Here is a 12,655-nt window from a genome sequence, read left to right as displayed (position 1 = left end):
GCAGTAGCGCCGATACGATGCGTCTTTCCTGCGCGAACTACCAACCCTCCCTACAATTGAACAGGGCGCCAGCACAAATTCCGCGCGGCTTCCTTCAGCCCAGCAGCTTGAGCAGTGCCTTGGCGGCGGCTTCCGACGAGGCCGGGTTCTGCCCGGTCACCAGCAAGCCGTCGGTAACGGCATACTCCTGCCAGTCTCCCAGCTTGCTGTAGATGCCGCCATTTTGCCTGAGCATGTCTTCCACCAGGAAGGGGACGATGCGGGTCAGGCCGACCGCTTCTTCTTCGGTATTGGTGAAACCGGTGACCTTCTTGCCCTCCACCAGCGGCTTGGCATCGGGGCCCTTGGCGTGACGCAGCACGCCTGGCGCGTGGCATACGGCCGCCACCGGTTTTCCCGCGGCGATCATCTGTTCGATCAGCGTAATCGACGAACGGTCTTCCGCCAGGTCCCACAGCGGGCCATGGCCTCCTGGATAGAATACGGCATCGAAATCGCTGGCCGAGACCTCGGCCAGCTTGCCGGTATTGGCCAGCACGGCCTGGGCTTGCTTATCCGCCTTGAAGCGTTTGGTCGCCTCGGTCTGCGCATCCGGTTCGTCGCTTTTCGGATCGAGGGGCGGTTGGCCGCCCAATGGCGACACGACCGTGAGGGTGGCGCCGGCTTCCTGCAGCGCGTAGTAGGGGGCAGCGAATTCTTCCAGCCAGAAGCCGGTTTTCTTGCCGGTGTCGCCGAGCTGCCCGTGCGAGGTCAGGACCATCAGGATATTCATGTTGCGCTCCTTATGCGTGGATGATGAAGGCGTGGATGGGCATACCGCGCTAGCTTGGCATGCTTTTGCGGGCGTCGTCGTTCGCAAGGGGCGCCGATGCCTGGGGGCAGGCGTGGCGCCGACCGGGATCTATTTCTTGAGTGACCTGGCCAGGTTGTCGCGCAACTTGAGCACGGCATCGCGCGTTCCCCCGAACTCATCCGAGCTCAGTCCGCAGGCCTCGGACAAGGCGGCGCTATTGGCTTTTTCGCGCAGGGCCCGGCCCTCGGCGGTCAGGCCGACCAGCACCTGGCGCTCGTCGGCGCTGTCACGCTGGCGGGTGACATATCCCATGGCTTCCAGTTTTTTCAGGATGGGCGTGAGCGTGTTCGATTCCAGGAACAGCTTCTCGCCCAGCCCGCCCACCGTCTGGTTGCCTTCTTCATAGAGTGCGATCACGGTGATGTACTGGGTGTAGGTCAATCCCAGCACATCGAGGATGGGTTTATAGGCCTTGCCAAAGCTGAGGTTGGCTGAATAGATGGCGAAGCACAGGAAATCCATCAGCTTCAGGTCGTCGGCCTTGGAGTTTTTCTTTGCTTTGCTCATGGTGGTTCGCCCGGTTCAGAATGATGCCCACTTTACCACGCGGACCCGATTGAATCGGATCAGTGGGATTGCGCGCCTGCCTGACGGCGAAGGTGCGCGCGAACGCGCACCCTGACGCGGGTATCAGGCGGTCGTGACGCCCACGACCACGTCGATATTGCCGCGCGTGGCTTTCGAGTACGGGCAGATGGCGTCGGCCGCATGGGCGATTTCCGTGGCCGTGGCGTGGTCGAGGCCGGGCACCACCAGGTTGATGCGGCCCTGGATGAAGTAGTCGGCTCCACCCAGGCCCAGGTCCACCTCGACTTCCACTGCCGTATCGGCAGGCAGGGTGACCTGTTTTTCCTTGGCGACGATGCCGACGGCGGCGATGTAGCAGGCCGACCAGGCGCCCGCAAACAGTTGTTCCGCGGTCGGGTGCGGCGCAACAGCGTCGAACGCATGCGTGCGTGCGGCAGGGTTGCCGGGTGCGCTGAGCTGGATCGTCACATTGCCATCATGTTTGCCGCCGAGTACGCGGGCATCAGGGGACGTGGTGTGGGTTTTGCCGGTCAGCAGGACTTTTTGGATTTTGTTCATGATGGATTCCTTGAATTAAATTGAATTGTAAGCGATATGATCGTATGCGATATATATGGGCCGATGCCTGATCATGCGGTGACGACGGTCAGCACCACATCGATGTTGCCGCGTGTGGCTTTCGAGTACGGGCAGATGGCGTCGGCCGCGTGGGCGATCTCGGTGGCCAGTGCGTGGTCGAGGCCGGGCACGACCAGGCTGAGCCGGGCTTGGATGAAGTAGGCGCTGCCGCCCAGGCCCAGGTCCACTTCGATGTCCACAGCAGTATCTGCTGGCAGCGTCACCTTCTTTTCCTTGGCGACGACGCCCAGGGCGGCGATGTAGCAGGCCGACCAGGCGCCGGCAAACAGCTGCTCGGCGGTCGGGTGCGGCTGGATGGCTTCGAATGCATACGCGGGCGCAGCGGGAATACGGGGTGCGGACAGGTCGATGTTCAGGTTGCCATCGTGCTTGCCGGCGAGGACGCCGCCATCGGCGGAAGTGGTGCGGGATTTGCCGGTCAACAGGACTTTCTGGATGTTGCTCATGGAGTGCTCCTTGGTGTGGTGAGATTGATCGCATGCGACTGAATCGCAATCGATGGACGTAGTATAGCCACGCAAAACGCGCTGTCAAGCGCTTTCGATTAAATCGTATGCGATTTACTGGGCCTGTGGCCGCGCGATGTGGGAATGGCGCTAGTGGATGAAGGTCTAACTGACTGATGCCGGGTATGGCGGGGTGAATGTTCGTAGGGTGGCAGGGATCGCCGACCGCCGTTCAAGCCTGGCGTGCATCGTGGCGACGCACGAGCTGCTTGAACGCGCGGTCGGCGGAGCCGACCACCCTACATGTGTTACCTGATGCAGCAGTGCGGCCTGACTTGGCCGGATGAACCCTAGCGCATCATGACATCGACCCGGCGCGATGCCGCATTGGTCGGCGCGGTGCCGGTCGTTTCAGCCGGTTTTTCGAGCAGGGTACGTTCCTTCGCGATGCCGGCGGCGACCAGTTTCTGCTGCACGGCTTCGGCGCGGGATTTTGCGAGCTTGGCGTTCGCTGCCACGTCGCCGGTCGGATCGTTGAAACCCGAAATCACTGCCTTCTTGTCGGGGTTGGCGTTCATGTACTCGATAATCGCCGCAGACTTGTCCTGGAACTCATTCGACACCTCCGCTTTGGCCGTATCGAAATACACCTTAAGTACCGGCATGCCGTCGGCCGCAGCGGCGATGACGGCAGCGCCTTCCGGCTCGGCCACCACGACATCCGGGACCAGCGCCGGCGCTTCTGGTGTGGCCGCGGGAGGTGCGACGACAGCCGGCGCCGCCGTGGTGTCAACCGGTTCGCTGCGTTTTTGCGTGCTGCAGTAGCCGAGCGTGAGCAGTGCAATCAGCGCCACCGCAGCCCAGGGCAGCCAGTTCTTTGCGGGCGCTTGCACGGCCCCTGCCTGGGAAGCCGCCATCGGAGCGGCTGGAGCGGCTGCCGCCCATGCGCCACGGTTGCCGATGAAGGACTCGGCCTCGGCCGGCAGGGTGGCCGGCATCACGCCGCCCCTGTCCACACGCGACACGATGGCCGGGACCGCGTAGCCGAGCGCCGCACTCACCTTGGTCCGGTCGATGCCGAATCGCGTTGCCATGTCCGACACCAGGTTGGTGTCGCCCACTGCGCGTTCGAGTTCGGGAGCGGAGACTGGCGCGACGGCGTCCGGCGAAGTGCTCCATGCGTCCACCGTTGACCCCAGGCCGCCATCGCGCAGGCGCTGGATGAAACCCGCCAACCCGCCGTGCTTGGGATCGCTTATTTTTGCAAGCAGCATTTGTACGAACGACCGGGCATGCGTTCCCAGTCCAAATCTCTGCTCCAGGGTAGTGATGACGTCGTCAAACATGGCGGTTCCTTCCAGACAGTTGAAAAATATTCGGAGTCACTTTTCGCCATGAACCACGCACCGATGACCATCGATCAGTTCAGGCGATGAACGTCTATTCCCATGCTGGAGGATGCACGTCGCAGGTGCGCGAGAGCAAAGTTCTCATTGTTTGAAGAGAAGCGTACACCGATCGCGCGATCGGCTGCACACCTTTGCAATTGATGGCGTTTCGAGATAATCACGAAACATTGATTGGGGATTGCGAGGGAAGGCTGCTGCCGGCAGCACAGGATGTCGTGTCGTGGTTTGCCGTGATCGATTGCGCCCGCGCTCGACGCTCAATCGAGCTGCGCGAGCGCTTTCCTCCGCTGCCCCGTCAGGCGGTCGTGCCCGTGGCAGGACGGATGTTCTGGTTGGTGCGGAACAGGTTGTCGGGATCGTATTGCATCTTGATCTGCGCCAGGCGCTGGTAGTTCGTGCCGTACGCATCAAGCGTGCGCTCGCCCTCGTCCTGGGGCATGAAATTGACGTACACGCCCCCGCTTGCATGCGGCGCAGCGTCCTTGAAGAAATCGCGTGCCCAGGCGATGCAGCGTGCGTCGTCGGCCGCATCGTCCCAGCGCGTATGCACATTCATCACATACAAGGCGTCGCGATGTGGATAGGCCGTCGCCTGCGTCGCCGGCACGCTGGCTTGCGCGCCCAGCAATCCCAGGAAAATCTCGCACTGCGGGGTGGGCAGGTTGGCGGCATAGCGCAGGACAACCTCGATGGCCTGGTCGCCCAGCCGGGCGAAGTTATGCGATTTCCAGTAGTTCCGCGCACCTGGCGTGAGCAAGGGGTCGAAGATCTGCTGCCAGGCCGCATACGGCATGGGACCGGCATGCATGCCCAGCGGTTCGCCCCATTTGCTGATGCGCTCGATTGCCGCATTGACGGCCTCGCCCGGCACCGGCGAGAACACCGGCAGCACCAGCACTTCCTGGCCATGCACCTGCGGCGCCAGGAAGGGCAGGGGAGGCGCCTTGCGCAGGACGGCCCAGACCGTCAGCTCGGCCGGCATGGCATCGACGGCATCACGGTATTGCGCCAAGACCGCCCTGGCCTGGTCGAACGGGAACACGATCAGCCCGGCCGTAATCTCCGGACCCACCGGGTGCAGCTGGAATTCGAAGCGGGTGACCACGCCAAAGTTGCCGCCGCCTCCACGGATGGCCCAGAACAGGTCGGGGTGATCCGCCGCGCTCACATGCAGGCGCTGCGCGTCGGCCGTGACCATCTCGGCCGACAGCAGGTTGTCGGCCGCCAGGCCCAGCGTGCGGCTGAGCCAGCCGAAGCCCCCGCCCAGCGCCAGCCCTGCCACGCCCGTGGTCGAATTAATGCCCAGGGGAGTCGCCAGTCCGTAGGCCTGGGCTTCGTGGTCGAAGTCGCGCAAGGTGGCCCCGCCTTCTACCCAGGCGCGGCGTTGCTGGGGATCGACCTGGACCGACTTCATGCCTGATAAGTCGATCACCAGTCCGTCGTCGCACAGGGCGCTGCCGGCGATGTTGTGGCCGCCGCCGCGCACGGCGAGCGGCAACCCGTGGTCGCGCGCGTATGCCACGCAGGCGCGCACGTCCGCGGTGCCGGCGCAGCGCACGATGATGGCCGGGCGCCGGTCGATCATCGCATTCCAGACCGTGCGGGCCTCGTCATAGCCCGCATCGTTCGTTTGCAGGATTGTTCCCCGGATGACACCCTTAAGTTGATTGAACTGCCCATTCGCCAGCGTATTCATCACATACCTCCAGGACGGTTGGTGGGAAAGCTTCCCTTCATCATAGGAAGACGGTGCGGGCTGACGCAAGCAGAGGCGTTGCAAATGCTCATGCCCGCGTGTCGGCAGGAAGGGGCTTACCGGCAAGGACTACCAGCGCAATGCCGCCGATGATCGCGATCGATGCGGCAAGCAGTCGCAGCGTGAGCGGCTCATCCAGGAAGGCAACGCCGCCCACCGCCGCAATCACGGGAACACCCAGTTGCACTGCCGCGGCAGTCGTCGACTTCAGGAAAGGAAGTGCCGTGTACCAGACGGCATAGCCGACACCCGAGGTGAGTGCGCCGGACAGGACGGCATACCAGGTTCCCGCCGGGTCGAACGAGGCGCTGTGCAGCAGCACGAGGCTCAGCGCCAGCGCCATCGGTACCGCACGCAAGAAGTTCCCTGCAGTGACCTTGAGGGCGTCACCCGCGCCCTTGCCGCGCACCGAATAGATGCCCCAGGCCATACCGGCGCCCAGCATGAGTAAAGCGCTCGCCAATGGGGGCGCGGACAAGCCCGGCAACAGCAGTCCGGCCAGGCCGGCGCCGGCAAGCAGCAAGCCCGCAAGCTGCCTTGGGCGCAGGCGCTCGCCCGACCAGAGCCCATAAGCGATCATCGTTGCCTGTACGGCGCCGAACAGGATCAGCGCCCCGGCTCCTGCGGACAGGTGAAGATAGGAAAAGGAAAAGCCGGCTGCGTACCCGAACAGGGCCAGCGCGGACAAGCAATTCCCCTTGCCGGGATTGGGGCCGCCACGCAGCCTTACCAGCATCCATAGCATGAGCGCGCCCGCCAGCAGGCGCACGGTCGTGAAACTGGCGGGATCGATATGCGTGCGGGATAGCGCAGCCCTGCACAGCAGCGAGTTTCCTGCAAAGGCAAGCAGTGCCAGCAGCGTCAAGGCGACGATGCGCGCAGATGGCATGGGCAAGCTCCTGACAGCACTCCCGGTTCACATGAATGGCCGTATGTGGATTGGTTATACTGAACGAACAGCCCATGGCGCGCAAGAGCGATACTCGCGCAGGCGGATTGTCCGGTGGTAAGCTATTCACGTTGTCACTTCCCAACCTGAAGGAATGTTATGAAACCGCTGTTCTCCTCCGACGAAGAAGCGAACGCAGCACCCGCGGCGCCCGCGCCCGTCCTGGCGCCCTTGCTGAATCCTGCCGGCATGTCTGACGCGCTGCCTGCCTTGCGTCCAGAGGCGAGCCCGGCACCGCTGGTCCGTGTCGATATCTCAGGTATCGACGACAAGGCAATCGAGGCCCTGGGCGGCAACACCGGCGCGGGTGTGGCGAAGGTGTCGGCCAAGCTGCTCGGCACCGTGCGTGCGTCGGATGCGGATGTGTTCGGCACCCAGCTGAACGAACTGATCGCGACCTCCAAGGGCCTGGACCCGTCCAAGCTGCGTTCGGGCGGTTTGCTGTCGCGCGTCACGAACATGTTCGGCTCGGTCAAGGAGAAGATGCTGTCGCAATACCAGGTGGTCGAATCGCGCATGGACACCCTGGTGTCGGAAATGACGCGCCATGCCAACGTGCACCGGGGCCGTATCCAGGATTTCGACGAGATGTACAAGGGCCTGGAAATGTACTACCAGGGGCTCGACACCGACGTGAAGAAGGGCGAAGCCTGGGCCGGGCAACTCAGGCAGGCGGTCGCGCAGCAGGCCGCGCCGGCCAATGCCTTCGAGGCGCAGCAGGCCACCGAGCTCAAGCGCCGTCTCGAGCGCCTGGAAAAACGCATCGACGATTTGCGCCGCGCCATGCTGATGGCCACGCAAATGGTGCCGCAGATCCGCCTGTCGCAAGACAACGCCCGTGCGCTGACGGACACCTTCACCGACATCGTCAACGTGTCGATTCCGGCCTGGCGCAACGTGTTCTCGCTCTACCTGCTGCAGCTCGAGGCCAAGCAGAGCGCGGCGGTCGCCAATGCTGCCTACGACGCTACCGACGCGGCGTTCCGCGCCCAGGCCGACATGCTGCTGGAAAATACCGAGACCGTGGCCCGCGCCAAGCAGCGTTCCCTGGTCAGCCTGGAAACCGCCCAGCACGTGCAGGCGCAGCTCATGACTGCCTTCGACAAGCTCGAGCAGATCTCGAACGAGGGCCAGCAGCGCCGCAGGGACGAGCTGCCGAAACTGCAGCAACTCGAGCGCGAGCTGATCGAACGCTTTTCGCCAGCCGGGGCCTGAGCAGCGACCGCGCCCGTTGCTGCGGGCGCGCATCCCAGCGAAACTACCATTCTCATCATAAGGAACATCATGTCGACGACGCTCGAAACTGGCCATCGCATCAATCTCGAAAAAACCGCCCCGGGCTTGCAGCGTGTTCGTATCGGCCTCGGATGGAAGGTCAACGCGGCCGAAGGCCAGGCCTTCGACCTCGACTCGTCTGTCTTCCTGTGCAAGAAAGATGCGAGCGACCATCCGGTCATGCTCAGCAACGCCCACTTCGTCTACTACAACCACACCACCTCGCCGGATGGCGCCGTCGTACACTCCGGCGACAACCGCACCGGCGACAAGGATGGCGACGACGAAGTGATCACCGTCGATCTCGGCAAGGTCGACGCGGCCGTCATGGAAATGCCGATCGTGGTCACCATCCATGAGGCCGAGGCACGCAAGCAGACCTTTGGCCGGGTCACCGACGCCTACGTGAAGGTGTACAACGACGAGACCGGCGAAGTGATCGCCGAATACGACCTGGACGAAGACTATTCGGACAAGACCGCGCTGCAGTTCGGTTCGCTGTACCGCAAGGATGGCGAATGGCGCTTCCATGCCGTCGGCGCCGGCTTCAAGCTGAACCTGGCGACCTTCATCCGCAAGCTCGGCGGCACCGTCTGAGGACGGCCGGGTACTGCTGCCTTCCAGTCGCCGCGCTCATGGCCCACGACGCCAGCCGATGACACACCATACGCCCAAGGCATTCGATTTCGGCGCGGAGCCGGAGCCGTCCCCGGAGCCCGTCGAACGTCCTGCTGTGCCGCAGGCGCTCGACTTCGGCGCCGAGCAGGGCAGCGTACCGGCGTCGCCTGTCCCCGCCAGCCCGCCCAGGGCGCTGTCCTTCGACGAGCTTCCCGCAACCGCGGCGCGCACCGGCGCCACCTCGAAGGCCATGGCCAAGGCGCTGTTCGAGAGCGAAGACCATCCGGCGGTGCGCGATGCCCTGGGCCTCGCCTGGGCCGACTATCCGGGTCTGGTCGAGCACGCGGAGCAGCGCCTGGCCGCGCTGTTCCGCCGTCTCCTGCCGGTCAGGCTGAAGCTGGTCACCGACTGGGCCGAGGGGCCCTTGATGGAGCAGGCCGCGCTGCTCCAGCCCATTACCGAGCTGGTGCTGAAGTTCTCGCAAATGGCAGTGCCCGCGCTGCTCGAGGCCGCGCTGGAGAGCACCAGGGCGCCAACCGGCGTGTTCGGCAAGCTGTTCCGCCGCACGACATCGCCCGCCGAGTACAAGGCAGCGTTGGCGTCAAGCCGTACGCAGCTGCTGCAGCTCATGGCGGACAGCGAGGTGGCCACGCACAACCTGGAAGAATCGGCGCAGAACCTGGCCTTGCACGGGGCTGCGCTGGCCGTGGTGGCAAAGCTCGCCGGTGGCGCGCTGGATGCGGCCTTGTCGGACGCACTGGTGCAGCGCCGCACGCTGGTCCAGCAGGCAGTGCGCCAGGCAGAGCTGTCGGTGCTGCAGATGGGGCAGGTGCGCCAGCAGGCCGCCGACCTGGTCGGCCAGGTGTCCTCCTTCCTGACGGTCACCTTGCCCGCGCTCGAGATGGCACAGGCGCAGGGCGGGAATTAAGGGTGTATTGCCGGACCCGGGGCGGAGCCGCATCGCCGGCATTCCACAATGAATGAGGGATGGGTACCGGGGGCACGATCCGGCATCTTGCCGGTTCGAACGTAAAGGAAGGCGTGCACTATTTTTAAGCAAACCTTCGGCTTGTGGTGTACTCTGAAGATGGAAGCAGTTTCGTAAGCCATCAACATTTTGGGAGGCAATATGCCCTGCGTTGATCATGACTACAAGAATTGTCCCGCCTACATGGAATTGAAATTTGGCGAGCAATGCAAACAGACTGGGTGCCAGCGCAAGAAGGCACCCTTCCAGACGTCCCCCGCTTTGTTCCAGCATGGGAACGACGACTTGGAGAGCGTTGTCATTCCGGGCAAAACCGGTGGCAGGCAGGGCACGATCTAGCCGCGCGCCCTTGATTCATATGCCGGAACAACAACGCCAACCCGAGCGGGTTGGCGTTATTTATTGTTGGTGGCCCGGGGCGGAATCGAACCACCGACACAAGGATTTTCCAATCTTCGCGCAGCGTGCTATCACCAACGCAGCAACCGGGGCCCCAGCACGGCACCGAACACTGCTGGTACGGCAATTCCAAGCACGTACCAGATGCCGAGGAACGGCGCTGCCATTTCCGGGCAGTGCAATGCGTACACGGAGGCGGCGCCGGCGCCCGCAAGCAAACCGGCGCTGGCGCCGGCCCACGCCGGCCGGGTCGGCGCCAAACCCTTGATGACCCAAAATGCGGCGCCGAGCAAGGGCAATGCCAGCAGCGCAATATTGAACGCGCATGTTTTCCAGGTGGCTCCAAAAATGATTTCCGCACGTTCTGCAGGTGGTTGATCGAGCAGGGCCGCGCCGGCGCTGCCCCACGCAAATAGCAGCAGGGCCGCCAGCACCAGCGGTGCTGACCCCGAAGACCGTCCCGGGTACGAGAGTCGTATCGTTAGCGGCAATGCGGTCAAGGCGCCCATGGCCGGCACCAGCACTTTCGCCCAGAACATCGGCAGCATAGCCGCTTGCGCAATATCATTCCGTACACCGAACACCAGGGCCATCAGAAGGATCGCTCCCATCAAGCCGCAGCCCAGCCCCCAGGCAAAGCGGCTTGCGGCCGCAGCTGAGCTCACCGGCGCGGCGCCAGCGGCCAGCATATTAATGAACTCTTCTGTCTTCATCGTTCGTCCTTGATCAGTTCAGCCAGCATTTTCAGGCCACGGTGTACGCCCACTTTGACAGCCGATACCGACATTCCCATCAGGCGCGCCGTTTCTTCCACCGACATGCCTTCCAGCTTCAAATGCTGAATCGGAAGGCGTTGCCTGTCGGGCAAGCGGTCGAGTAGTTTCATCACATCGCGCCGCGCATCGCCGGCGTCGATCTCGGAATGTGCAAAAAATTCGGTTTCATCGTCGAGCGGTATATTCAACATCTCCCGCTTGCCGCGCCGGCGCAGCAAATCCACCAGTTTGTGGCGTGCGATGGCATGGACCCAGGCAGTCAGCGGTTGGCTTTTCTCGTAAGTGTGGCGCTGGTTGTGCACCGCCAGCAGCACCTCTTGCACCAGGTCTTCAATTTCATCCGGCAACCCTCCCAGGCGACGCCTGAAGTACGCCCGCAAATACGGACATAACTCTCTCAAAAACAGATGGTAGGCCGGTGCATCTCCTGACAGAGCGCGAAGCAGCAGTTCGCGGAACCGGTTTTCGCTTGCGCTCACGCATTCTCCTTTTCTTATTCGTTGCGGATGCCAGGACGGTTACAGCAAATCAAAAAATATTGCTCGTCATCTCCCTTCAGCCGGTTCGAATCAGCGCCGGCTTCGCATCCAGACGCGTGCCCTCGGCATGCTCGCTGCTGCGCGCGATATTTTTCACGGGTCCTGTAACCAAATTGCCCGGGGGCGCGAATTATCTTCAACAGCAGCCGAATCAACGACGAGATTACCGTATGAAACCGATTGCAGTGGCTATTTCAGGATTTGCATTCTGTCTTGCGACCCCGTCCTTTGGTCAAAACAGCTGCCGGGCCGAGAGCGGCCCGGGTACGGCCGCTCTGGTTGAACTATACACAAGCGAAGGCTGCTCGAGTTGCCCACCGGCCGACCGGGAATTGAGCCAGCTACGGGGCAAAGCCGGCCGCAACGCAGTGATCATTCCGCTTGCCTTGCATGTGACGTATTGGGATCGGATTGGCTGGAAGGATGGCTTCGCACAAAAGGAGTTCGATCTGCGCCAGAAGCTGTTGGCCAGCCATGGGAAAAGCAGGCTGGTCTACACGCCGCAGTTTTTCATGAATGGCAGGGAGTTACGGAACTGGCGCGGCCAGTTCCCGGACGCAATTCGCAAAACCAATCAAAAACCGGCAGAGGCAAGCGTTGCGCTCACGTGGACCCGGGCGGCCGGCGATACCGTCCAGCTTGAGGCCGTCGCTACAGGACGTGATCCACAGGCCCGGCAGGTACTTTACCTGGCCGTCAGCGAGAGCAGGCTGGTCTCGAAGGTGCTGCGCGGGGAAAACGGCGGCGCGACCCTGATGCACGACGATACCGTACGAGCCTGGTTCCCGCCAGTCAGGTTGAGCAGGGGTAGAGCACAGTTGCACCAGGCGATGCGTATTCCAGGTAATTGGAACCTGCAGAATCTACAGGCGGTGGCGTTCGTGCAAGACCTGGACGACGGCATCGTCCAGCAGGCGGTAAGCATCGGTCAGTGCGACCCGAGTCGGAGCTGACAATGCAGCAAAGCGTGTGAAGGAAGCGGACGATCTCCGCGGCAGCAACCAGGGTAGTTGCGTTTTCATTTTTCTGCTTTTGATCTGGTGCTTTTGCCAGGCAGGCTGAATCCAATCAAATCACGAAAGAAGGGAAATCACCATGAACAAGATAAGAATCGCAGTTTTTTCTGCCTGCTTGCTGGGCTCCGGCGCCGCTTTCGCGCAAGACGCGATGACGAAGGACGCCATGGCTGGCGACAGCATGGCCAAGGACCGCATGGCCAAAGACCACATGGCCAAGGACAGCATGAAGAAGGATGGCATGGCGAAGACGCATATGGCAAAGGGGAAGGATGGCATGAAAAAACACGGCATGGCCAAGGATCACATGCGTAAGGATGAAATGAAAAAGGACGATATGGCAGCTAGCCACATGAAAAAGGATGGCGCAATGGGCAAGGACGAGACGAAAAAATAATCCCGGTATAGCGAGACTGCGCTTTCCCGCGCCAGACTAGAGCGCAGTCCGCTTGGGTCCATATGAA

At 62.6% G+C, this 12,655-nt stretch carries 14 protein-coding genes; 5 read left to right on the top strand and 9 right to left on the bottom strand.

Going from position 1 to position 12,655, the window contains the following annotated elements; translation table 11 throughout:
• Positions 1-94: 94 nt before the first annotated feature.
• From HGB41_RS17345 to HGB41_RS17315, 7 genes are all read right to left on the bottom strand, one after another.
• Positions 95-772, bottom strand: a complete 678-nt coding sequence (locus HGB41_RS17345) for a type 1 glutamine amidotransferase domain-containing protein (RefSeq protein WP_171086706.1) — start codon at positions 770-772, stop codon at positions 95-97.
• A gap of 129 nt (positions 773-901) precedes the next feature.
• Complete coding sequence (locus tag HGB41_RS17340) at positions 902-1,360, bottom strand: MarR family winged helix-turn-helix transcriptional regulator (RefSeq protein WP_171086704.1); 459 nt, start codon at positions 1,358-1,360, stop codon at positions 902-904.
• A 123-nt stretch (positions 1,361-1,483) separates the two neighbouring features.
• A complete protein-coding gene (locus tag HGB41_RS17335) occupies positions 1,484-1,939 on the bottom strand; it encodes an Ohr family peroxiredoxin (RefSeq protein WP_171086702.1) in 456 nt (151 codons plus the stop codon).
• Positions 1,940-2,010: 71 nt separating this feature from the next.
• Complete coding sequence (locus HGB41_RS17330) at positions 2,011-2,466, bottom strand: Ohr family peroxiredoxin (protein ID WP_171086699.1); 456 nt, start codon at positions 2,464-2,466, stop codon at positions 2,011-2,013.
• Positions 2,467-2,816: 350 nt separating this feature from the next.
• Positions 2,817-3,812, bottom strand: coding sequence for an OmpA family protein (locus tag HGB41_RS17325; protein WP_171086697.1), 996 nt, complete (start codon positions 3,810-3,812; stop codon positions 2,817-2,819).
• A gap of 358 nt (positions 3,813-4,170) precedes the next feature.
• On the bottom strand, positions 4,171-5,571 hold the full coding sequence (locus HGB41_RS17320) for an FAD-binding oxidoreductase (RefSeq protein ID WP_171086695.1): 1,401 nt from the start codon (positions 5,569-5,571) through the stop codon (positions 4,171-4,173).
• A gap of 88 nt (positions 5,572-5,659) precedes the next feature.
• The gene (locus tag HGB41_RS17315) at positions 5,660-6,520 is read right to left on the bottom strand and encodes a DMT family transporter (RefSeq protein WP_171086694.1); all 861 of its coding nucleotides are present in this window, start codon (positions 6,518-6,520) and stop codon (positions 5,660-5,662) included.
• 159 nt (positions 6,521-6,679) lie between these two features.
• Between HGB41_RS17315 and HGB41_RS17310 the strand changes: the two genes are divergently transcribed.
• From HGB41_RS17310 to HGB41_RS17300, 3 genes are all read left to right on the top strand, one after another.
• Positions 6,680-7,795, top strand: a complete 1,116-nt coding sequence (locus tag HGB41_RS17310) for a toxic anion resistance protein (RefSeq protein ID WP_171086692.1) — start codon at positions 6,680-6,682, stop codon at positions 7,793-7,795.
• Between the two features lie 69 nt (positions 7,796-7,864).
• Positions 7,865-8,452, top strand: coding sequence for a TerD family protein (locus tag HGB41_RS17305; RefSeq protein ID WP_171086689.1), 588 nt, complete (start codon positions 7,865-7,867; stop codon positions 8,450-8,452).
• A gap of 58 nt (positions 8,453-8,510) precedes the next feature.
• A complete protein-coding gene (locus tag HGB41_RS17300) occupies positions 8,511-9,401 on the top strand; it encodes a hypothetical protein (protein WP_171086687.1) in 891 nt (296 codons plus the stop codon).
• A 530-nt stretch (positions 9,402-9,931) separates the two neighbouring features.
• On the opposite strand, the gene HGB41_RS17295 is transcribed toward HGB41_RS17300, so the two are convergent.
• Together HGB41_RS17295 and HGB41_RS17290 are read right to left on the bottom strand one after the other, a co-directional pair.
• Positions 9,932-10,573, bottom strand: a complete 642-nt coding sequence (locus HGB41_RS17295; protein WP_171086685.1) for a DUF1109 domain-containing protein — start codon at positions 10,571-10,573, stop codon at positions 9,932-9,934.
• Positions 10,570-11,133 carry a sigma-70 family RNA polymerase sigma factor gene (locus HGB41_RS17290; RefSeq protein ID WP_171086836.1) on the bottom strand — a complete coding sequence of 188 codons (564 nt, stop codon included), beginning with the start codon at positions 11,131-11,133 and terminating at the stop codon, positions 10,570-10,572. Before HGB41_RS17290 ends, HGB41_RS17295 begins: the two co-directional genes overlap by 4 nt.
• Positions 11,134-11,345: 212 nt before the next feature.
• Between HGB41_RS17290 and HGB41_RS17285 the strand changes: the two genes are divergently transcribed.
• Complete coding sequence (locus HGB41_RS17285) at positions 11,346-12,128, top strand: DUF1223 domain-containing protein (RefSeq protein ID WP_171086684.1); 783 nt, start codon at positions 11,346-11,348, stop codon at positions 12,126-12,128.
• 142 nt (positions 12,129-12,270) lie between these two features.
• Positions 12,271-12,588: a pentapeptide MXKDX repeat protein gene (locus HGB41_RS17280; protein WP_171086681.1), complete on the top strand. Its 318-nt coding sequence runs from the start codon at positions 12,271-12,273 to the stop codon at positions 12,586-12,588.
• Positions 12,589-12,655: the final 67 nt, after the last annotated feature.

It is taken from the genome of Telluria aromaticivorans (assembly GCF_013003915.1).
GTDB classification, from domain to species: Bacteria; Pseudomonadota; Gammaproteobacteria; order Burkholderiales; family Burkholderiaceae_D; genus Telluria; species Telluria aromaticivorans.
Note: the sequence above shows the minus strand (reverse complement) of the source record. Positions and strands in the feature narration are given on the sequence as shown.

Coding starts and splice junctions, on each gene's coding strand:
- HGB41_RS17345 (WP_171086706.1), bottom strand. CDS start 772: ATGAATATCCTGATGGTCCTGACCTCGCACGGGCAGCTCGGCGACACC.
- HGB41_RS17340 (WP_171086704.1), bottom strand. CDS start 1,360: ATGAGCAAAGCAAAGAAAAACTCCAAGGCCGACGACCTGAAGCTGATG.
- HGB41_RS17335 (WP_171086702.1), bottom strand. CDS start 1,939: ATGAACAAAATCCAAAAAGTCCTGCTGACCGGCAAAACCCACACCACG.
- HGB41_RS17330 (WP_171086699.1), bottom strand. CDS start 2,466: ATGAGCAACATCCAGAAAGTCCTGTTGACCGGCAAATCCCGCACCACT.
- HGB41_RS17325 (WP_171086697.1), bottom strand. CDS start 3,812: ATGTTTGACGACGTCATCACTACCCTGGAGCAGAGATTTGGACTGGGA.
- HGB41_RS17320 (WP_171086695.1), bottom strand. CDS start 5,571: ATGAATACGCTGGCGAATGGGCAGTTCAATCAACTTAAGGGTGTCATC.
- HGB41_RS17315 (WP_171086694.1), bottom strand. CDS start 6,520: ATGCCATCTGCGCGCATCGTCGCCTTGACGCTGCTGGCACTGCTTGCC.
- HGB41_RS17310 (WP_171086692.1), top strand. CDS start 6,680: ATGAAACCGCTGTTCTCCTCCGACGAAGAAGCGAACGCAGCACCCGCG.
- HGB41_RS17305 (WP_171086689.1), top strand. CDS start 7,865: ATGTCGACGACGCTCGAAACTGGCCATCGCATCAATCTCGAAAAAACC.
- HGB41_RS17300 (WP_171086687.1), top strand. CDS start 8,511: ATGACACACCATACGCCCAAGGCATTCGATTTCGGCGCGGAGCCGGAG.
- HGB41_RS17295 (WP_171086685.1), bottom strand. CDS start 10,573: ATGAAGACAGAAGAGTTCATTAATATGCTGGCCGCTGGCGCCGCGCCG.
- HGB41_RS17285 (WP_171086684.1), top strand. CDS start 11,346: ATGAAACCGATTGCAGTGGCTATTTCAGGATTTGCATTCTGTCTTGCG.
- HGB41_RS17280 (WP_171086681.1), top strand. CDS start 12,271: ATGAACAAGATAAGAATCGCAGTTTTTTCTGCCTGCTTGCTGGGCTCC.